17 protein-coding genes and 1 pseudogene are annotated in these 18,376 nt (G+C 68.1%); 4 read left to right on the top strand and 14 right to left on the bottom strand.

The genetic code is table 11. The features are described from left to right. Positions 1–1,080 (bottom strand): cytochrome P450 (locus tag A5692_RS20505; protein WP_068059155.1); only part of this gene is annotated, 1,080 nt, incomplete at its 3' end. 259 nt (positions 1,081–1,339) lie between these two features. Further along, complete coding sequence (locus tag A5692_RS20500) at positions 1,340–2,020, bottom strand: TetR/AcrR family transcriptional regulator (RefSeq protein ID WP_068059146.1); 681 nt, start codon at positions 2,018–2,020, stop codon at positions 1,340–1,342. 151 nt (positions 2,021–2,171) lie between these two features. On the opposite strand from A5692_RS20500, the gene A5692_RS20495 reads away from it, so the two are divergent. Further along, entirely contained in the window at positions 2,172–2,756 is a 585-nt protein-coding gene (locus tag A5692_RS20495) for a preprotein translocase subunit SecD (RefSeq protein ID WP_068059154.1), read from the top strand. Positions 2,757–3,225: 469 nt separating this feature from the next. Here A5692_RS20495 and A5692_RS20490 read toward each other — a convergent pair whose 3' ends face one another. Both A5692_RS20490 and A5692_RS20485 read right to left on the bottom strand, forming a co-directional pair. Further along, positions 3,226–4,461, bottom strand: coding sequence for an FAD-dependent oxidoreductase (locus A5692_RS20490; protein ID WP_068059144.1), 1,236 nt, complete (start codon positions 4,459–4,461; stop codon positions 3,226–3,228). A 28-nt stretch (positions 4,462–4,489) separates the two neighbouring features. Beyond that, complete coding sequence (locus A5692_RS20485; RefSeq protein ID WP_068059152.1) at positions 4,490–6,091, bottom strand: arylsulfatase; 1,602 nt, start codon at positions 6,089–6,091, stop codon at positions 4,490–4,492. 111 nt (positions 6,092–6,202) lie between these two features. On the opposite strand from A5692_RS20485, the gene A5692_RS20480 reads away from it, so the two are divergent. Next, positions 6,203–7,222, top strand: coding sequence for a nitronate monooxygenase family protein (locus A5692_RS20480; RefSeq protein ID WP_068059150.1), 1,020 nt, complete (start codon positions 6,203–6,205; stop codon positions 7,220–7,222). A 4-nt stretch (positions 7,223–7,226) separates the two neighbouring features. Here A5692_RS20480 and A5692_RS20475 read toward each other — a convergent pair whose 3' ends face one another. From A5692_RS20475 to A5692_RS20455, 5 genes are read right to left on the bottom strand one after another with little or no spacing between them, the layout of a single operon-like run. Then, positions 7,227–8,045, bottom strand: a complete 819-nt coding sequence (locus A5692_RS20475) for a class I SAM-dependent methyltransferase (protein ID WP_068059142.1) — start codon at positions 8,043–8,045, stop codon at positions 7,227–7,229. Between the two features lie 4 nt (positions 8,046–8,049). Continuing rightward, positions 8,050–9,318, bottom strand: coding sequence for an amidohydrolase family protein (locus tag A5692_RS20470; protein WP_068059140.1), 1,269 nt, complete (start codon positions 9,316–9,318; stop codon positions 8,050–8,052). A 41-nt stretch (positions 9,319–9,359) separates the two neighbouring features. Beyond that, complete coding sequence (locus tag A5692_RS20465; RefSeq protein ID WP_068059138.1) at positions 9,360–10,133, bottom strand: class II aldolase/adducin family protein; 774 nt, start codon at positions 10,131–10,133, stop codon at positions 9,360–9,362. Further along, positions 10,120–11,727 (bottom strand): class I adenylate-forming enzyme family protein, encoded by a 1,608-nt coding sequence (locus tag A5692_RS20460; protein ID WP_068059136.1) that lies wholly within the window; start codon positions 11,725–11,727, stop codon positions 10,120–10,122. The genes A5692_RS20465 and A5692_RS20460 overlap by 14 nt, the downstream gene beginning before the upstream one ends. Before the next feature lie 49 nt (positions 11,728–11,776). Then, the gene (locus A5692_RS20455; protein WP_068059134.1) at positions 11,777–12,076 is read right to left on the bottom strand and encodes a hypothetical protein; all 300 of its coding nucleotides are present in this window, start codon (positions 12,074–12,076) and stop codon (positions 11,777–11,779) included. A 220-nt stretch (positions 12,077–12,296) separates the two neighbouring features. Between A5692_RS20455 and A5692_RS20450 the strand changes: the two genes are divergently transcribed. Then, entirely contained in the window at positions 12,297–12,656 is a 360-nt protein-coding gene (locus tag A5692_RS20450; RefSeq protein ID WP_068059132.1) for an SHOCT domain-containing protein, read from the top strand. Here A5692_RS20450 and A5692_RS20445 read toward each other — a convergent pair. The 5 genes from A5692_RS20445 to A5692_RS20425 all read right to left on the bottom strand — a co-directional run bounded on the left by A5692_RS20445 (position 12,633) and on the right by A5692_RS20425 (position 17,922). Then, positions 12,633–13,157, bottom strand: coding sequence for a hypothetical protein (locus A5692_RS20445; RefSeq protein WP_068059130.1), 525 nt, complete (start codon positions 13,155–13,157; stop codon positions 12,633–12,635). The genes A5692_RS20450 and A5692_RS20445 overlap by 24 nt on opposite strands. After that, on the bottom strand, positions 13,150–14,514 hold the full coding sequence (locus A5692_RS20440) for a molybdopterin-dependent oxidoreductase (protein WP_156766191.1): 1,365 nt from the start codon (positions 14,512–14,514) through the stop codon (positions 13,150–13,152). The genes A5692_RS20445 and A5692_RS20440 overlap by 8 nt, the downstream gene beginning before the upstream one ends. A 79-nt stretch (positions 14,515–14,593) precedes the next feature. Beyond that, a complete protein-coding gene (locus A5692_RS20435; protein ID WP_068059128.1) occupies positions 14,594–15,334 on the bottom strand; it encodes an SDR family oxidoreductase in 741 nt (246 codons plus the stop codon). Between the two features lie 67 nt (positions 15,335–15,401). Continuing rightward, positions 15,402–16,808 carry an acyl-CoA desaturase gene (locus tag A5692_RS20430; RefSeq protein WP_068059126.1) on the bottom strand — a complete coding sequence of 469 codons (1,407 nt, stop codon included), beginning with the start codon at positions 16,806–16,808 and terminating at the stop codon, positions 15,402–15,404. 16 nt (positions 16,809–16,824) lie between these two features. Continuing rightward, the gene (locus tag A5692_RS20425) at positions 16,825–17,922 is read right to left on the bottom strand and encodes a ferredoxin reductase (protein ID WP_068059125.1); all 1,098 of its coding nucleotides are present in this window, start codon (positions 17,920–17,922) and stop codon (positions 16,825–16,827) included. Positions 17,923–18,172: 250 nt separating this feature from the next. On the opposite strand from A5692_RS20425, the pseudogene A5692_RS20420 reads away from it, so the two are divergent. Then, positions 18,173–18,376 (top strand): annotated as a pseudogene (locus A5692_RS20420) (hypothetical protein); the annotation flags it as partial.

The raw sequence follows: 18,376 nt of genomic DNA, 5'->3' as shown, positions 1-18,376 counted from the left end.
GCCCTCCAGGCGCGCGAGCGCGGACCCCAGGCAGAAGTGGGTGCCCACGCTGAAGGTGAGGTGGGGGCGGACGGTGCGGTGGATGTTGAATTCGCCCGCGTCGGTCCCGAATTGGCGTTCGTCGCGGCAGGCCGCACCGATGAGCATCATCAGGACGCTGCCCTCGGGCACCGTCCGGCCGTACAGCTCGACGTCGCGGGTCACATACCGCGAAACGTGCGGGGCGGGCGGCTCGTAGCGCAACAACTCCTCGATCGCCTGTGGGATCAGCTCGGGATGCGCGACAAGGTCGCGACGCTGGTCGGGGTGCTCGGCGAGAACCTTTCCGGCCCAACCGATCAGCCGGGTCGTGGTTTCGTTGCCCGCGCCGGCCACGACGTTGAGGTAGACGAGGATCTCGTCGCGGGTGAGCCGACGCGTGGTGCCGGTCTCGTCGACGAATTCGACGTTGAGGAGCTCGGTCATGATGTCGTCCGACGGATGGTCGGCGCGCCAGTCGATGTAGGCCTCGAACTGCTCGCCCACCGACAGCCCGTGCTCGGCCGCGGCCATGGGCTTGCCCGCCTCGGTGCGCAGCTGTGCGTTGCCCCGGTCCCGGATGTACACCTGGTCGTCTTCCGGGATCCCGAGCAGCGAGCTGATGACCTTCATCGGCATCAGGGCGCCGAGGTCGGCGACGAAGTCGAAGTGGCCCGAGCCGACCAGCGGATCCAGCAGTTGGGCGCAGTAGTCACGGATCATCGGCTCGAGCGCTGCGATCCTGCGCGGCGTGAACATGCGCGACAACAGCTTGCGGTGCACGTCGTGAATCGGCGGGTCTTCGAAGATGAGCATCCCCGAAGGAATCTCGAGGTTGGCCTTGATCAATTCCAAAATGGCACCCCGGGCGGAACTGAAAGTCGCGTGATCAACCAGCGCTTTGTTCACGTCGGCATATCGGCTCACCGCGAAAAAGTCATATTCGGCGTTGTAGTAAAGCGGCGCCTCTTCGCGCAGCCGCGCGAACATCGGATACGGGTCGGCGATCAGCTCGACGTCGTACGGGTCGAATCGCACATGGCTCTCGGTGCTCGTCGTCACGAAATCCCTCCTACGGCCGCCGCTCCCGGGCACCCGTACCGCCTCCGCGGCGCTGGCGCCCCTGGTGTTGCAGCGCCGGATCCGGTTCGGGCAATTTGTACACTCCGCTTAAATGCGTTGCTGTGACATGCGCACGGGCGGGGCCAAAATCCGCCCGCCAGCGTGGCGTAACTCTATTCTCGTAGAGAACCATACTGCCCATGGTCTGGCAAGACCCTATGCCGCATGAGCCGCCGCCGATACGCACATGCCCGGTCCGTCACCCGGTCGCCGTGGCGCGCCGCGCCGGGCGCCGCTCGGCGGTCTCGGTCAGCCGGCCCCGGTGCGGACTGCGCAGGATGCCGGCCGCGATGGCCGAAAGGATCCCGTCGAGCCGCTCGGGGGTGTCGACGATCCGGTCGCCGTGCGCCAACCGCAGCAGCAGGCCGTTGATGAACGTCAGCGTCACATTGCTCAGATCCTCGACCACAGGGGGATCCAAGTCCGCGCCGTGCGGCATGAGCTGAACCAGGATCTCGCGATGCAGCTTGGTGAATTCGTCGGTGGCCCGCTGCAGAATGGCGGCCAGCGACGGGTCGCGGGCGGCCTGCATGGCCAGCTCGTAGCGGGCTCTGGTCCGGGACAATTGCGGCTCGTTCCCGGATCGGATGACCACCTGCGACAGCCGCGAGGGCGACGGGTTGTCCCCCCGGCCGTCGGAGTCGTCGGCGACGGACTGCAGGTCGGCGAGATCCAGCTCGGCGAGGCGCTCGGCCACGGCGCGCAGCAAGGCCGAGCGGGTGCGGAAGTAGAACGACGTCGTCCCGTCGGGGACCTCGGCCTTGCGGTCCACCTTGAGATGGCTCAGTCCCTTGGCCCCGTCGTCGGCCAACAACTGAATCGCCGCGTCGCATAGGTCGCGGCGGCGCTCACCGGGATTAGGCTTGCGGCGTTTGTCCATGGCGTCCTCTCCGGTCGAGACACTACTCTATATTCGTAGTGTCGGTAAGGGCCCATTTGCCGTGCGATTCGGCTGGAAGAATGGCCGGATGATTCGACGCCGGATCGGTGAACCGGTGGATGCGGTGGCGCACCGCTCCACACGTGGCCGCTTGCGCGTCACGGCCGCCTGGCTGGCGTGCGGTGGCCTGCTCGGCGCGCTGACGTGCGGCTGCCACGCGACGCGGCACCAAGCCGCCCCCACCACGTCGACCGCTACCGCGGCACCCACGACAACCGCACCGGTAGCCTCGGCCGCACCCATCGTGAAAATTGCGCCGCTGCCGGTCCGCCCGGTCAACAAATCACAGCCGACCAGCCCGCAGAAGTGCCCGGCCACCGACCCGAATCACGGCGTAGCGCCGACCGATGCGCTCACCACGTGCGACATCGGACGAACAACGCTGTACATGCTCGGCCCGGAGACCATGCAGCTCGGGCTGCTACACGTCGACCCACCGAAGTCGCTGACCGCGGGCTTCTACGACGTGACCCTGAGCCTGGATCCCCCGTCGGCGGCCGCATGGGCGTCATACACCGCCGCGCACCTGCAGGACCACGTGGCCTTCATCCGCGACAATCTGGTCATCGAGGCGCCGATCATCGAAGAACAGGTCACTTCCGGACGCATCGCGCTGACCACCCAAACGGCCGAGGGTGCCGCACAACTGGCCCAGCTGGCTGGCCGGCCGGCCTGACACGGCGTCCGGCGTAGGCGTATTCGGCTCTCCCCCAAGGGGATCCGTCCGAAGATCAGCTACGCCGGATCAGGTGCAGGGAACCCCGTGCGGGCCACCGATCCAATGACCGGGCGGCGCCTGCCAGGGACAAATCTGCTTGACCTGCCCAGGCGGCAGCGGGTTCCAGTGACCACCGTCGACCACGTGCGGACCCGGTGGAACCGGCGGAGGCCACGGTCCCGGGTGGGCCTGTGCCACACCGGCACCGAGGCCGAGTGCCGCCGCGCTCAACGCGCCGGCGACAGCGGCTTGACCTGCGATTTTCTTGAGATTTACCATTTCTGGCCCCCTCTCGGTCCAGGGCTTGCCAGAGGCGGCGTCCGCACTGCGCGGATAGGACCGATTTCCCGACCTCAAATTGTCACAAAAGGTTACCCCAGGTCGCGAAATGTCAAACCGTCTTGTCAAACCGCCTTCAGGGGCCGACTCAGCCATCCCGGTCGGCGGCGGCGCGGCGCGCGAATGCCGGGGCGTGCTCGGGCCGCACGCCGACGCCGACGAAGTAGGCCGGTATGGCCGACAGCCACGGCAGCCGATGCATCAGGCCGAGCAGCGCGGCCGGCGGCGTGGGATCCGCACCGCGCAGCAGCGGCCCGAGCAACATCCGGTGCAGCACCTGCTGGACCAGTTGCGTCACCACCGTGGGGAACACGCGCCTGCGGTGCACCGCGGCGAGTTCGCGGCGGCCGACCCGGTGCCGCCGCAGCGGTTCGGCCAGCACCGTCGCGGCGGCGACGGCATCCTGGATGGCGAGGTTGATGCCGACGCCGCCCAACGGCGACATCGCGTGGGCCGCATCGCCGATGCACAGCAGCCCCCGAGTGTGCCAGCGGCGCAGCCGATTCACGTGCACGTCCAGGTGTTTGACGTCGTCCATGGATTGCAGCGCCGCCACCGATTCGGGCATGTCCGGGAGCAGCTCTTCGACGTCGCGCCGGAACGCGTCGATGCCGCGCGCTCGCAACTGGGCGTCGGTGCCCTTCGGCCCGAGGTAGGCGATCTGGAAGTAGCCCTCGCGCGGGATCACGGCGAGCCCTTTGCCCGGACCGAGGCGGGGCAGGAAGGAGTATTCGGTGTCTTCCTTGTGCGGCAACCGAAACCACCACACGTCGAACTTCACCGGGTATTCGCGCGCCGTAAGGCCTGCCGCCCGGCGCGCGACCGACCAGCGGCCGTCGCAGGCGACGGTCAACTCGGCCCGCAGTTCGCCCGGACCGTCGGGACCGCGGTAGCGCACTCCGGCAACCCTGCCGTCGTCCCACAGGAGCCCGGTGACTTCGGTGTTCATCCGCAGCGAGAAGCTCGGCTCCGCCTGTGCCGCATCGGCCAGCAGGTTGAGCAGGTCCCACTGGGGCACCATCGCGACGAAGGGATGCGGCTGGCGCAACCGCTCGAAGTCGACGTAGGTCACCGACCGCCCGTCGGATTCGAGCTTGGCGGTGCGGACCTCGGTGAATGGCAACGCCGCGAAAGGTTCCCACAGACCTAGTTCGTCGAGCAGTCGCATCGTGGTCGGGTGGACGGTGTCGCCGCGGAAGTCACGCAGGAAGTCGCCGTGCTTCTCCATCAGGGTCACCTGCACACCCGCCCGGGCCAGTAACAGCCCCAGCACCATGCCGGCCGGGCCGCCACCGACGATCGCGCACGTCGTCGTCTCAGCCATCAGAACCCAGCCATCAGAAACTCAGCCGTCACAGCTCGAGGTCGAACACCGAGACGGGATCGAGAATCACGCCGTTCTCCTCGACGTAGCAGTCCCACAGCGTCAGCAGCTCGGCCAGCTTGTCGGGGTGCGAGTCGGCCAGGTCGTGGATCTCTCCGGGATCCGCGGCGAGGTCGTAGAGCTGCCAACTGCCCGCGCCGTACGGTGCCGGCAGGTGCAGCGCCTTCCAGTCGCCCTGCCGAATGGCGCGGCGGCCGAACAATTCCCAGCCCGTGCCGGTATCGGCGCCGTGCACCGTTTCCACGCCGCCCGACAGGTATCCCATCAGGGAACGGCCGCGCATCGGTGCCACTTCGCGCCCGCGATATGCCGCCCCGGGATGCGCGACCCTCGCCAGTTCGAGCACCGTCGGCGCGATGTCCATGACGGTGCTGAATGCGGTGCCGATCTGTGCTTGCCGGTCGAATCCGGGCCAGGTGATGAATCCGACCACCCGGATCCCGCCTTCGGTGGTGAACGCCTTGTGCAGCCGCGACGGCGCCGTGGCGGCTTGCGCCCACCGCGGCCCATACCAGATGAACGAGGAGGGCCGGCCGAGGTTGTCGACGCTGTTGTCGCAATGCTTTTCGATCTGCTCGGCGATGCGGGGACCGACCAGCGGCATCGCTTCGACGATCGCGCCCTCGGCACCGTTGTCGGACAAGAAGATCACGACCGTGTCGTCGAGTTCGCCGGTCTCCGACAGGTAGTCGATCACCCGGCCGATATTCCAGTCCATCCGGTCGACCATGGCGGCGTAGACCTCCATGCTGCGGGCCGACACCGCGCGCTGTTCGTCGGTCATGTCGGCCCACTCCGGTGCCCCGTCGGCGACGACTGGGTGCGGCTCGACGTCCGCAGGGCACAGGCCCAGCCGCTTGAGCGCCGCCAGGCGTTCCTCGCGCAGCGCGTCGGGGCCGGCGTCGTAGCGGCCACGGTATTTCGCGATGGATTCGTCCGGTGCCTGCAGCGGCCAGTGGGGGGCCTGGAAGGGCAGGTACGCGAAGAACGGCCGGTCGTCGCCGGGCGCGCGTTCCCGCAGGTACTGCAACAGCTTGTCGGTGTAGGAGTCCGACGAGTAGAAGTCGTCCCCGACGGTGACGAACCGGTCGTCCTCGGTGTAAAGCGTTGGCACCGGCGAGAAACTCCGGGCCCCGCCGCCGCCGAAGTGGCTGGCCCCGGCCGGCAGCAGCGCGAACGACCGCTCGAATCCACGTGCCCAGGGCGATGTCTCGATGGTGGCGCCCAGGTGCCACTTGCCGGACATCAACGTCAGGTATCCGGCGTCGCGCAGCAGTTCCGGCAACGCCACCACCCTGTCGTTCAGGTAACCCTCGTACCCCGGGGCGCCGCGGAAGCCGGGGCCCGCCACCTCCAGCATCGTGCCGATACCGGCGACGTGGTGGTCCGTTCCCGTCAGCAACATCGCCCGGGTGGGCGAGCAGGCCGGCGCGGAATGGAAGTCGGTGAACCGGACGCCGGCGTGGGCGAGCCGATCCAGGTTGGGCGTCTCGATTTCTCCGCCGAAAGCGCCGATATCGGAAAACCCGAGGTCGTCCGCAACGATCACGAGGAAGTTGGGCCTCTTCACGCTGATGCATCCTGCCAGGTCCGGCCGCGGGGCGGAATGCCGCCGCGATGGCACGTGGTTATTGTCAAAGCGGCGCCGTGCGCGCCCGCGAGACGGGAAGGGCTCTTGGAGATGCTGACACAGTTCGGGATGTCCATTCCGCTGGTCGCCGCCCCGATGTCGGGCGGCCCGACCACGCCCGCGATGGTGTCGGCCGCGAACCGCGCCGGCGCCCTCGGCATGCTCGCCGCGGGTTACAAGACCGTGGAGGCTGTCGAGGCGGAGCTGAAAGACGTTCGGGCCGAAGGCATCCCGTTCGGCATCAACCTGTTTGCGCCCAATCCCCTACCGGTCGACCCGCAGAGTTACCGGGCTTATGCCGCGGTCATTCAGCGCGATGCCGACCAGTTCGGCTTGACGCTGCCCCCGGACCCCGTCGAGGACACCGACAAATTCGACGAGAAGATCGCGCTGTTGCTCGACGACCCGGTTCCGATGGTGTCGTTCACGTTCGGCATCCCGCCGCGCGGCGTGATCTCCGCACTGCAGAAGGCCCAGACCGTGGTGGTCCAGACGGTGACCACGCCCGAGGAGGCGGTGCAGGCGCGCGACGCCGGAGTCGACATGCTCGCCGTGCAGGCCGTCGCCGCCGGTGGTCACTCCGGCACGCTCTCGCCCCGGAAGCCGTTGACGCCGGTGCCGACCGCCGAGCTGGTCGAACGGGTCGTCGCGGCGGTGCCGCTGCCGGTGATGGCCGCCGGCGGGCTCGCCACTCCCGCCGCCGTGGCCGAGGTGGTCCGCGCCGGGGCGGCGGCGGCCGCCGTCGGGACGGTTCTGTTGCGCGCCGACGAAAGCGGCGCGTCGGCCACCCACCGGGCGGCCCTGACCGATCCCAGGTACACCGAGACGGTGCTCACGCACGCCTTCACCGGCCGCCCCGCCCGCGGGCTGCGCAATGCGTTCATCGACGCCCACGAGGCTCAGGCGCCGCTGGGCTATCCCGCCCTTCACTACCTCACCAGCCCGCTGCGCAAGGCCGCGGCCGCGGCGGGCAAACCCGACTTCGTCCACCTCTGGGCGGGCACCGGATATCGCAACGCCACCGCCGAACCGGCGGCCGCCATCCTGCGGCGGCTGGCTTCCGACCTGTGATGTTTTAGAACTCGAAGCGGTTGAGCACGTCGTAGTTGCGGGCACCCGCAAACCACATCACCCGGTAGATCGTCCGCACCGCGGTCGAGTCGATCCGCTGGTAGCCCGCCAGGATCGACGTCTGCTCGAGCAACCGGAGCCTGGGGTTCCACGTCTGCAGCTCCCGCGCGTCGCGGATGCCCCACTTGATGATCCCGCGGGTGAACACCTTCGACAGCAGCGGCGCCAGCGCCGAGAGGGTATCGAAATGCATTTCGCCACAGTCGAATCGGTCGGTCAACCGCTGTAGCAGCTGCCGCACCTGCGGCTCGGTCAAGTACATCAGCAGGCCCTCGGCGACCACCAGCGTGGGGCGCCCGGCCGGGACCTGATCCAGCCACTGCGGATCGGTCACCGACGAGCCGATCATCCGGTAGCGCTCCGTGTCGTGGTAGAGCCGCCGCCGCAGCTCGATCACGGCGGGCTGGTCGATGTCGAACCACGAAACCGACGACGGCACCGGGAGCCGGAACGCCCGGCCGTCGAGACCGCAACCAAGATGCAGGACCACAGCGTCGGGGTGACACCGCAGGAAATCCGCGCACCAGTCGTCGAGCGTTTTCGCCCGCAGGGCGACCAGGTACTGGTTCGACGCAGGCAGCGAGCTGCGATGGATTCGTTTGAAGTCGTAGATGATCCGGTCCACCGCTTCCGCGGCGGTCTTGTCATCCAGAATGGGCCGGCAGGAACGGCTTTCACACGCGCGCAGGTAGAGCGTGACGAGGTTCGTCCACTCCACCGAGCCCCAGGGCACGGAGCTGAAGTCGACTTTGGCGGTGGCCATGTCGTCAGAACGCGTCGGGATCGCGCTGCACCTCCGCCGGCACCGGGTGCCGGTACAGGCGGGACGCGTTCTCCCAGGTGAACTTGCGAATCACGTCCGGGGGCAGGTCGCCGACTTGTTCGTGGATGGTCTGCTGGGTGTGCGGCCACGTGGAGTCGCAGTGCGGGTAGTCGGCTTCCAACATGATGTTGTCCACACCGATCCGGTCGCGCTGGACGAACGACGATTTGTCCTCCACGGCGCAGAACCAGAAGTTCCGCGTGAACACCTCTGCGGGAGTGAGGCTTTCGCCCAGGGCCTGCCAGGTGCCGTACATCGCGTGATAGCTGAGCATGTGGTCGAGTCGATCCAGCAGCCCGGCGACCCAACCGATTCCGCCCTCCGATAGGCAGATCTTCAGGTTGGGGAACCGGCTGGGGAGGCCGGAATACAGCCAGTCGACGGCCGCCGAGATGGCGTAGGCGAAGAACAACACCCCCTGCACGTCCGGCGGCGCGTCGGCGGTGGTGGACGGCGACGACCCCGAGGAGCCGATGTGCAGGTTCACCACCGTGTCCGTCTCGGCGCACGCCGCCATCATCGGATCCCAGTGCCCGGAATGAATGCTCGGCAAGCCCAGCATCGCCGGGTTCTCGCTGAATGTCACCGCGTGGAACCCACGTTCGGAGTTCTCGTAGATCATCGTCGCGCCGAGGTCGGGTTCCAGCAGCCACGGCAGCTGGCACGGAATGATGCGTTCGGGGTACGAGCCCGCCCACTCCTCCAGGTGCCAGTCGTTCCACGCGCGCACCGACGCCAGCGCCAGCTCGCGGTCGCTGGTGACCTGTTGCAGCCGCTGGCCGGCGAATCCGGGGAGAAAGGACGGGAAGTTGAGCGAGGCGTAGATGCCGTTGAGGTCCATGTCCTTGACGCGCTCGTGGATATCCCAGGCGCCCCTGCGCATTTCGTCGAACCGCACCGGTTCGAAGCCGTATTCGGCGACCGGCCGGCCCACGACCGCGTTGAACCCGACGTTGGGCAGTTCCCGGCCGTCGTAGACCCAGGTCTGTCCCCCGCTGCCGGTTTCCACCACTTTGGGTGCACGGTCGGCGAACTTGCGCGGCAACCGTCCGGTGAAGGTATCCGGCGGTTCGACGATGTGGTCGTCAACCGAGATCACCGTGTAGCGCCGCGGCGCCCGGGGCGGGTCCGGCAGGAAGGTGACGGAACGCTGCTCGCCGGTCTTGGCGGTGGTGAAGCTGAGGTCGGCGGCCAGCTCGTCGATCGATTTCACTCGTCAATCTCCTTGCCCGACGGCGTCGTTGAGTGTGCGGTTCACGTGAGCACGTCGGGATCGGCCTTGATGGTCATCCTGGCGGCTCCCGCCCAGTACACGTCCGCGGCCCGTTCGACGAGCGACCGCTGCATGCCCGCCATGTCCGACCAGTCCATGGCCACCGGCTGGATGCCGGTGAGCAGCACGTCGTAGGCCAGCTTGCACACCCGTTCGATGGATGCGGCGCGGTAGACGGCCTCGGGCAGGTTGCGTCCGGTCGCGATGACGCCGTGGTTGGCCAGGATGGTCAGGTTGGCGGCGCCGATGCGGGCGGCCAGTTCGGCGGCGCGCGCCGGGCTGTCGATCTCGCCGTCGTAGGTGTCCACCAGGCACAGGTCGTCGAGGAAGAGCGACCCGGTCTGGTGCACCAATTCGGGCAGCCGGCCCAGCGCGGCGAGCACACAGACGTAGTACGGATGGTTGTGGATGACCACCCGGGCGTCGTCGCGGACGCGGTGCAGCTCGGTGTGGATGTGGATCGCCGGAGTGACGTCCCAGCGGCCGCGCAGCACCCGGGCGTCGGCGTCGACCACACAGATGTCGGACGCCGTGACCTCCTGCCACCACAGCCCCCACGGATTGACCAACATCTTCGTCTGGCCGTCGGGTTGCCAGGTGATGTGCCCGGCCATGTTCTCGACGAACCCGATGGCGGCCAGGTGGCGGAAGGCCACCGCGAGTGCCTGCTCGTCGGACAGGTCGACCCCGATCGGGGGAACCACCGACGGCGCCCAGACCTCCAGGCCGCCCCGGCGCGCGTTAGGAGCATTCATGATCGGCCTCCGTTCTGGCTCGAATATCCTCGCGGAGCCGGCCTTTGGCAACCTTGCCGCCCGACGAGCGCGGGAGCTCGTCGACCACGATGAGCCGCTCGGGCAACAGCTCCTTGGACACTCCCAGCGCCAGCAGGTGTTCGACCAGCTCGGGCAGGTCGATCGTCGCCGAGTCGACGAGTTCGGCGTAGAGGCAGACCCTTTCGCCGAACACCGGATCGGGCATAGCGACCGCCGCCGCCACCGCGATGGCGGGGTGGGTGGTCACGGCGTCCTCGACCTGCGTTGCGCTGATGTTCTTCCCCCCGCGCAGGATGAAGTCGGAGGTTCGCCCGGTGACGGTCAGATACCCCTCGGCGTCGATTTCGCAGAGGTCCCCCATGCGCATCCAGCCGTCTCGGGTGAACAACTTGTCGTGATCGGTCCCGCCGAGATAGCCGAGGCTGGTCGCCGGGCCGCGGCAGGCCGGCTGACCTTTGCCCGTCGCGGTCACGTCCCTGTCCCCGTCGAAGAGCCGGACTGCCATTTCGGGCACGATCCGGCCGCCGGTGCGCAGTCGGCGTTCTCGCGTGTCATCGAGGGTGGTGGCGCTCAACATCCCGGTTTCGTTCGAGCCGTAGAACTGCAGGATCTTGGCGCCGGTGAGCTCCTCGAACTCGGCGGCCGGCCGGTACGGCAGCGCCTCACCGCCGGTGAACACGACACGCAGCGAGCTCAGGTCGTACTCCCGCGTGGCGGGGTCCGCCATCAGCATGGTCAATTGCGTGCTGACACAGCACAATACGGTGGCCCGGTGCCGGGATATCGCCTCGCAGGCCGCCCCCGTGCTGAACCGTCCCAGGATGACCGCCGTGGCGCCGAGATAGATCGGCGTGGTGTGGCTGGTCCATAGCCCGAAGCCGAACGGCGTCGGGATGACCGGCAGGAAAACGTCTTCCGACGTCAGCAGCCCGTTGGCGACGGCCTTTTGGTGGAAGTAGTACCAGCGATTCTGGGTGTGCACCACGCACTTGGGCAGGCCGGTCGTCCCCGACGTCGAGTTGATGAGGAAGACATCGTCGGGCCCGAGCCGGGATTCGGCGACAAGCGCCTTGGGCGCCACCGAGACGTTGAGTCGTGGCGCGCCGGCGTCCGTGCTCAACACCAGCGTGGGGAGCGCAAGCTCGTCGGCAACGGCCGCCGCGGTATCGCCGCGCTGCTGGTCGCTGATCAGGATTTGCGGCTGGGCGCTGCGCAGTATCGCCGCGACCTCACGGGTTCCGGCGCGCGCGCCGACGCCGACGACGACGGCGCCGCAGCGCTCGATCGCGACGAACAGCACGTGCAGGGCGGCGGAGTCGACGTGCCAGACCGCGACCCGGTCGCCCGGAGCCACGCCCGCGCCGGCCAGGCTTTCGGCCAGATCGGTGGCAATGCTGTCGAATTCGCGCCACGTCAACGACGCTCCGGGGTGGTCGACGTAGGCGGGACGATCCGGTGACCGTTCGGCGTTGCTGCGCACCGCGTCCGACAACGTCGTGTCAGACCACCATCCGGCGGCCCGGAATCGGGCCGAGTCGTCGTCGGTGAATGCCGGTGACCCCGCGGTCTCCATGAGCAGATGATAGGGAAGCCGTGCGCGGCCCTGCTGCGGCTGATCCCCGCTAGGGGTCCTGCGGGGCGGGAGCGGGCGCGCCGTGTTGCGGGTCGGCCGCAACGTCGGGCGGACGCGGGCGGGGCTTGTGGCAGTTGCGCGTGCAACCGCAGTTGAGGCCGATGATGCAGCCGCCCCCGCCTGCGGGTTGCACCGGCAAGGCGCCGCCCGGGGCCGGCGGCGCCGGGGTCACGCTCGACGAAGAAGCGGCCGCCACGGCCACGTCGCCGGCCGACCAACCGAACGCCACGACCAGCGCGGCCCCGCAGGCGCACAGCGCCGCGGCCGTCCTGGTTCGTCCGTTCCCCACGCCTGACCACTGTAGTAACTCGCGTCGCCACGCGCAGAGCACGCGCGCACTTCAGGCGCAGTTCAAAGGACACTCCAAGAACTCATCAAGGATCCGCCAAGGGCAGCCCCCGACCGTGAAGCAGCCCGGCGCTCTTGGGATCGGTAGCGCCAGGGGTGGTTTGCACTTGCCACAAGCCACTGCCGCCGCCGGCGGCGAACCACATGGAGGTACACCACGGATGAAAACCAAGGTCGTCGTGCTGCTGGCCGGTGGGCTGCTCGCGCTAGTTCTGCTGACGCGCTATTTCGCGCTGAGCCGAGCCGGCATGCCGTTGGAGTGGATGCTCTACCTCGGGCTGCCGATCACGGGCGCCGGCGTGCTGTTCGCCCTGCGCCTCATCGACCTGGGTGCGGGATGGACCACCAGGGGCGGCGCCGTGCAGCACCACGGCGGGCTGCATGCCCACCCCACCGCGGTCCCGCTGTCGGAGCCGTCGGCTCCCGAGCGCCTCAGGCAACTGGAGGAGCTGCACGCCCGGGGCGCGATCTCCGACACGGAGTACAGCGCGCGGCGCCTACAGATCATCGCCAACATGTAGGTCGCGCACCCGCGCCGGCCGCCTGCCCGCCGTTGCCAGCCGGACCGCGTAGACGGCGGCGCTGACCCCGAACATCGCCGCCGTCAGCAGCAGCCAGCGGCCCAGAAATGGGTCCTGGGTCTGACCGGTCGCCGCCGAATAGGTCGCGGCGCCCTGCTTGATGATGCCGGGAAGGAACACCAGCAGCGTCAGACCGGCGCCCAACGCCGGCACACGGATGTGGTTGACCACCGGGACGCGCGGCGGCGCGAGCCGAGCGACGGTCCGCGACAGCAGCCCGTCGAGCAGCGCATAGACCGGGAACAACACCAGGTCGTGGGCGACGATCGCCGCGGCGAACCACACGATGATCGACTGCCACCACACCTGCGGGTTCCACAGGGTTGCCGGCCCCACGGTGGCCACCACGTAGCCCGAGAGCGCGAACCCGGCGATCAGGGTCAGCAGGTGCAGCGGGCGCGATCCGTAGAGCCTCACGAAATGGGCTCGGGCGCTAACCATTCGCGGCCGCCCGGAAGGCGATGGACTCCACCCACTTGGTGTTGTGCACCCCGGGCAACGCCGGAACGATGACGCGCGCCGGGAAGCCGTGGTCCGGGGACAGGTCCGTTCCGTTGACGCGCAACGCCAGCAGCGCGTCGGGGTGCAGCACCTGGCTCCCCTGCAACGTCGCGCGGCCGAACGCCCCGGAGCGCTCCAGCGACGAGACGTGCGCCGCTTCCGGCGCGGGCACGCCGGCGAGGCGGGCCAGGTCCGCCAGCCGCACGCCCGTCCAGCTTTGGGTCGTGGACCAGCCCTCCACGCAGGCGATCGGCAGCACGGCGGTGTGCTGCGGCAAGGCGAGCAGCGCGGAGCGGTCCAGTGCGACGGGGGCCGGGCCCCCGCTCACGGTCAGCCGCCACCGCTCGCCGGTGTTCGCGGCGGAAATGCCGGCCACGGCGGCGGTGCGGTTGATCTCGAAGTCGTTGGGCCCGTCACCGCGGGTGCGCCCGCGCGGCAGCAGCAGCGCGGCGGGCCGCGCGTAGCCGCCCAGCGTCTGACCCGCCGTGATGACCGCCATGAACAGCGCACCGCCGCCGACCAGCGCGAGGGCGCCGCGGCGGCTGACCGTCGCGGGGTGCGGGTCGGCGGCGACCAATCCGCCCGGGTCCCACGCCTGGGCCGTCGTCTCGGCACGCCCGGTGCGCAGGACGTCGCGCGGTGAGATCGAGCGCAGGCCCGCCCACATGGCCGGGATCTTGATCGCGATGTGCACGACGAAGCCGGCGATGAACACCCACGCGCCGAAGTAGTGCGCCGTGTAGAAGCTGAAACCGAAGATGTAGTCGTACTGAATGTTCAGCACGCCCGTGACGATCTCGAACAGAACGCCACCGACCAGCATCAGCAGCGAAACACGTTCCAGCAGTTGCGCTATCGATCGGGCGGGCGGCCACGCGAACAACCTCGGTATCACCGACCACAGTTTGGCCAGCACCACCGGGATCAGGATCAGCCCCAGTCCGACATGCAGGCCCTGGGTCAGCCGGTACAGCCAGGGCGGGTTGGTGGGCCAATCGAAGGTCGGCAGCTTCAACCATCCGACGTCGCCGGGGATGGCCTGGCCGAACCGCGGTCCGTAGGCGATGTACGACAGCAGGCCGGTGATGATGACGATCGGCAGCGTCGCCAGCAGCACCGAACCGAACACGGAAGTCAGCCACGGTCCCCGCAGCGGGCTGCGCCACCGCTGCGCCCGCCCGAGCCCCGGGGGCGAATGCTCGTCCAGCCGGCGCCACAGGCGCGACGGAAACCCGTAGCCTCGGGAATCATCCGTGAGCTCGGTGTCCTGGGCGTCGGACCTGCGGCGGCGGTGCATCATCGATGATCATCCACGACCGGGCGGCGAAAAGGGTTCAGATTCGGCGCCTGTTCACAGGGTGGCAGTTTGGCGCTGGCTAGCCCTGAACCGTGGGCCGGATGGTGATGTCGCCGATTTCGACGTCGTGCGGTTGTTCGATGGCGAACGCGATGGCCCGTGCCACCGCCGCCGGACGCAGGCCGAAGTCGGTCATGTTGCGGCGGATCTGCGCGCGCACCTCCGCGTCGTCGATGGAGCTGTCCAGTTCGGTGTCGACGAATCCCGGTGAGATCGACGTGGTCCGGATGACACCGTCGGTCGATTCCTGGCGCAGGCCCTCCATCAACGTGCGAACGGCGTTCTTCGTGGCGGCGTACACCGCCATGGTGGGGACGATCTTCAGCCCCGCGGTCGACACCGTCGTGACGAAATGGCCGCGTCCCTGGCGCCGAAACACCGGCAGCGCCGCCGCGATCCCGTGCAGGACGCCCCGCAGGTTGACGTCGATCATCGCCGACCACCCGTCGACGTCGAGATCGGACATCGACCCGACCTTGCTGATGCCGGCGTTGCTCACCAGGACGTCGAGCCGGCCGAACTCGCCGGTAGCCGCGGTGACGAGTCGCTCGAGGTCTTCGCGCCGCGAGACGTCGGTCTCGCAGGTGATGGCTTGTCCGCCGCGGTCGCGGATCTTTCGTGCGGTGTCGTCGAGTCGCTCGACCCGCCGGGCACCCAGGGCCACCCGCGCTCCGCGCTCGGCAAGCAGAAGGGCGGTTGCCTCCCCGATGCCGCTGCTTGCGCCGGTGATGGCCACGACCTGCCCGTCGATTCCCGCCATTGCGCTCCCTGAGTCGTGTCCGAATCCCGTTGCGGGTTAAGGATACTCGGGGCGCCCGGACTCCGGGTCAGTCCTTGCCGCGCGGTGGCGGCTGCACCTGGACGCCGGTGGCCTCGTGTTCGGGACCCGCCGCCGGGTGCTCGGCCGGGACCCGGTCGCGGAACCGGGTGCCCTCGCTGGGCCGCTCCGGATCCGGCCGGTGGACGTTGCCGCGGTAGGGGCCGGGCTTCGGCCGGGGCTTTCCGCCCGGGAAGGCCAGCCGGAAGATGCTGCGGTGCACCATCAGCCACTGCTTGCCGAACCGGCCGGAGTTGTAGGGCAGTTCGTAGCGTTCGCAGATGTCCTTGACCTGTGGCGCGATCTCCGAGTATCGGCTGCTCGGCATGTCCGGGTAGAGGTGGTGCTCGACCTGGTAACCGAGATTGCCGCTGATGATGTGGAACAGCGGGCTGCCGTCGATGTTCGCGGCGCCGAGCAATTGGCGTACATACCAACCGCCGCGCGTCTCGTTCTCGACTTCCTCCTGCGTGAACGTATAGGTCTGGTCCGGGAAGTGGCCGCAGAAAATGATCGCGTGCGCCCACACGTTGCGGACCAGGTTGGCGACGGCGTCGGCGCCGAGCGTGCGCAGGTAGGTGCTTTCCACCCCGGGCAACACCTTGTCGAGGAAGGCGGCCGCCGCGCCGACGCGGCCTCGGGTTGACACCTTGCGGAGCCTCCTGCCCAGGCGCGACTCGGCCGGCTGGTCGAGTCGGCCGCGCAACGCCAACTGCGCGAGCCCGAAAGCGCCGGCACTGATCAGCGGCCAGCCGAGGTAGTCCTTGTAGATCTGCGCACGCGCTTTGACCCCGATGCCTTTCAGGTCCTTGCGCACCTCCGACCACGGCTTCTCGCGCTTGCGGATGGCCTCGATGTCCATGTCGTGGACGGCCACTCCCCACTCGAACAGGAGCGTGAGCAGCAGGTTGTAGATCGGCTGGAACAGGAACCGGGGCTCCCATTTCTGGTTCGGGTCGATCCGCATGATCTCGTACCCGAGATCCTTGTCCTTGCCGAGGATGTTGGTGAAGGTGTGGTGGATGTAGTTGTGGGAGTGCTTCCACGACTCGGCGGTCGACGCCGTGTCCCAGTCCCAGACCGAGGAGTGGATATCGGGATCGTTCATCCAATCCCATTGGCCGTGCATGACGTTGTGGCCGATCTCCATGTTCTCCAGGATCTTGGCCATGGACAGACAGGCGGTGCCGAGCAGCCACGCGGTCTTCGAGCGCGATGCCAGCAAGAGCACCCGGCCGGCCACCACGATCTGTCGTTGCGCCGAGATGACGTTCTTGATGTAGCGACGGTCGCGGTCGCCGAGGTCGGCGAACACCTCGTCGTGGATGGCGTCGAATTCCTTTGCGAGCTTTTCGAGTTCTTGTTCCCCAAGGCGGGAAAGCGGTGATTCCACAGTCTTTTTCACGGCAGTCGTCATAAGCCGCTCCTTTCGATCAGAGTTCGAGTTCGACGTCGCCTTCGGCGGTGTTGATGCAGATCCGGACGTCCTGCTCGATTGGTTCGATCACGTCACCCGAGCGCAGGTCGCGCAGCTTGCCCGATTTCAGCGTGCCGACGCAGGTGTGGCAGATTCCGATGCGACAGCCGTAGGCGAGGTTGAGACCCGCCTTCTCGCCGGCCTCGAGAATCGATGTGCCACCGTCACATTCGACTTCCTTGTCACTGTCGAGGAAGCAGACGGTGCCGCCCTCGCCGGCGTTGGCGTCGCCGCCGATCTTGGGCTGAAACCGCTCGAAGTGCAGGCGGTCCCGATCGCCGTTGTTCTCCCAGTGCTCGAGCAACGCGTCGAGCAATTCTCCAGGGCCCGAACAGAACGCCTCGCGCTCACGCCAGTCCGGGCACACGTCGTCCAGGTCGGCGGGCGACAATCTGCCCTGTTCGGCGGTGAGGCGCAGGTCCAGCTGCATTCCCCCGTGCCGCTTTTCGAGCTCTTCCAAGGCGGGCAGGAACATCGCCTGTTCGCGCGTTCGCGCGGAATGCAGGACCACCGCGTCGCGCAATTGCTCGCGATGGTCCAGGTCGCGCAGCATGCTGACGATCGGTGTGATGCCGCTTCCGGCGCTGATGAACAACAGCTTGTCCGGCAGCGGCTCGGGCAGCGTGAAGACGCCTTCGATCTCGCCCAGCCGCACCAGGTCCCCCGGATGGATCTTGTGCACGAGATATGGCGACACCACGCCGCCGTCGACCCGTTTCGGCGTGACGCTGATCAGCCCGTCTTCGGGCCTGGGATCCGAGGTGAGTGAGTAGGCGCGCCAGTGGTAGACACCGTCGATGACCACACCGAGGCGCACGTACTGACCGGGCTTGTGGCCGGGCCATTCGTAGCCGGGCCGGATGAGAATGCTGGCCGCTTCCGAGCCCTGCTGCTCGATGCCCTCGACCTTTCCGCGTAGCTCCTTGGTGGTCCACAGCGGGTTGATCATCTCGAGGTAGTCGTCCGGCTGCAGCGGGCTGAACAACCGCCGCACCGCCCGCAGGAACAACCGCCGTCCCCATGGGACGTGGGGCTGGGCGCCGCGCTCTGCCATGTCGTCAGAGTACACAGTTGTACACTGAGTTCAAACGTGGATTTCGAATTAGCTTGTGGTGCTTTATTTTGACAGACTGTCAATGGCCACAGAGACAGCGCATGACTGTTCGCCCGTTGATATGGGTTTTGACCAGCCCCCCAGCCACGCGTCCTTGTGACGTGCCCGGACTCCCCCTCGCCCAAACATTTGTTCAGAGAACTCTCAGCCGCCCCCGCGCCGCCCGTCACGGGCGCCTATTGTTCGACGTGTGCTGATCGGATTCCTGCTCGCGCTGGGTTGCTCCGTCTGTTACGGCACGGCGTCGGTGTTGCAGGCGGCGGCCACCCGCTCCGTGGAGGCCGGCAGCGGCAGTGGTGTCGACACCGTGCTGCTGTGGCGCGCGGCTCGGCAGTGGCGCTATGTCCTCGGCGTGGGTCTCGACGGGTTCGGTTTCATCCTCCAAGTTGCGGCG

The organism is Mycobacterium sp. E342, from assembly GCF_001667665.1.
Taxonomy (GTDB): domain Bacteria; phylum Actinomycetota; class Actinomycetes; order Mycobacteriales; family Mycobacteriaceae; genus Mycobacterium.
The sequence above is the reverse complement of the archived record's forward strand: the minus strand, read 5'-3'. Positions and strand labels throughout refer to the sequence as shown.

Coding starts and splice junctions, on each gene's coding strand:
- A5692_RS20500 (WP_068059146.1), bottom strand. CDS start 2,020: ATGGACAAACGCCGCAAGCCTAATCCCGGTGAGCGCCGCCGCGACCTA.
- A5692_RS20490 (WP_068059144.1), bottom strand. CDS start 4,461: ATGGCTGAGACGACGACGTGCGCGATCGTCGGTGGCGGCCCGGCCGGC.
- A5692_RS20480 (WP_068059150.1), top strand. CDS start 6,203: ATGCTGACACAGTTCGGGATGTCCATTCCGCTGGTCGCCGCCCCGATG.
- A5692_RS20475 (WP_068059142.1), bottom strand. CDS start 8,045: ATGGCCACCGCCAAAGTCGACTTCAGCTCCGTGCCCTGGGGCTCGGTG.
- A5692_RS20465 (WP_068059138.1), bottom strand. CDS start 10,133: ATGAATGCTCCTAACGCGCGCCGGGGCGGCCTGGAGGTCTGGGCGCCG.
- A5692_RS20460 (WP_068059136.1), bottom strand. CDS start 11,727: ATGGAGACCGCGGGGTCACCGGCATTCACCGACGACGACTCGGCCCGA.
- A5692_RS20450 (WP_068059132.1), top strand. CDS start 12,297: ATGAAAACCAAGGTCGTCGTGCTGCTGGCCGGTGGGCTGCTCGCGCTA.
- A5692_RS20445 (WP_068059130.1), bottom strand. CDS start 13,157: ATGGTTAGCGCCCGAGCCCATTTCGTGAGGCTCTACGGATCGCGCCCG.
- A5692_RS20440 (WP_156766191.1), bottom strand. CDS start 14,514: ATGCACCGCCGCCGCAGGTCCGACGCCCAGGACACCGAGCTCACGGAT.
- A5692_RS20435 (WP_068059128.1), bottom strand. CDS start 15,334: ATGGCGGGAATCGACGGGCAGGTCGTGGCCATCACCGGCGCAAGCAGC.
- A5692_RS20430 (WP_068059126.1), bottom strand. CDS start 16,808: ATGACGACTGCCGTGAAAAAGACTGTGGAATCACCGCTTTCCCGCCTT.
- A5692_RS20425 (WP_068059125.1), bottom strand. CDS start 17,922: ATGGCAGAGCGCGGCGCCCAGCCCCACGTCCCATGGGGACGGCGGTTG.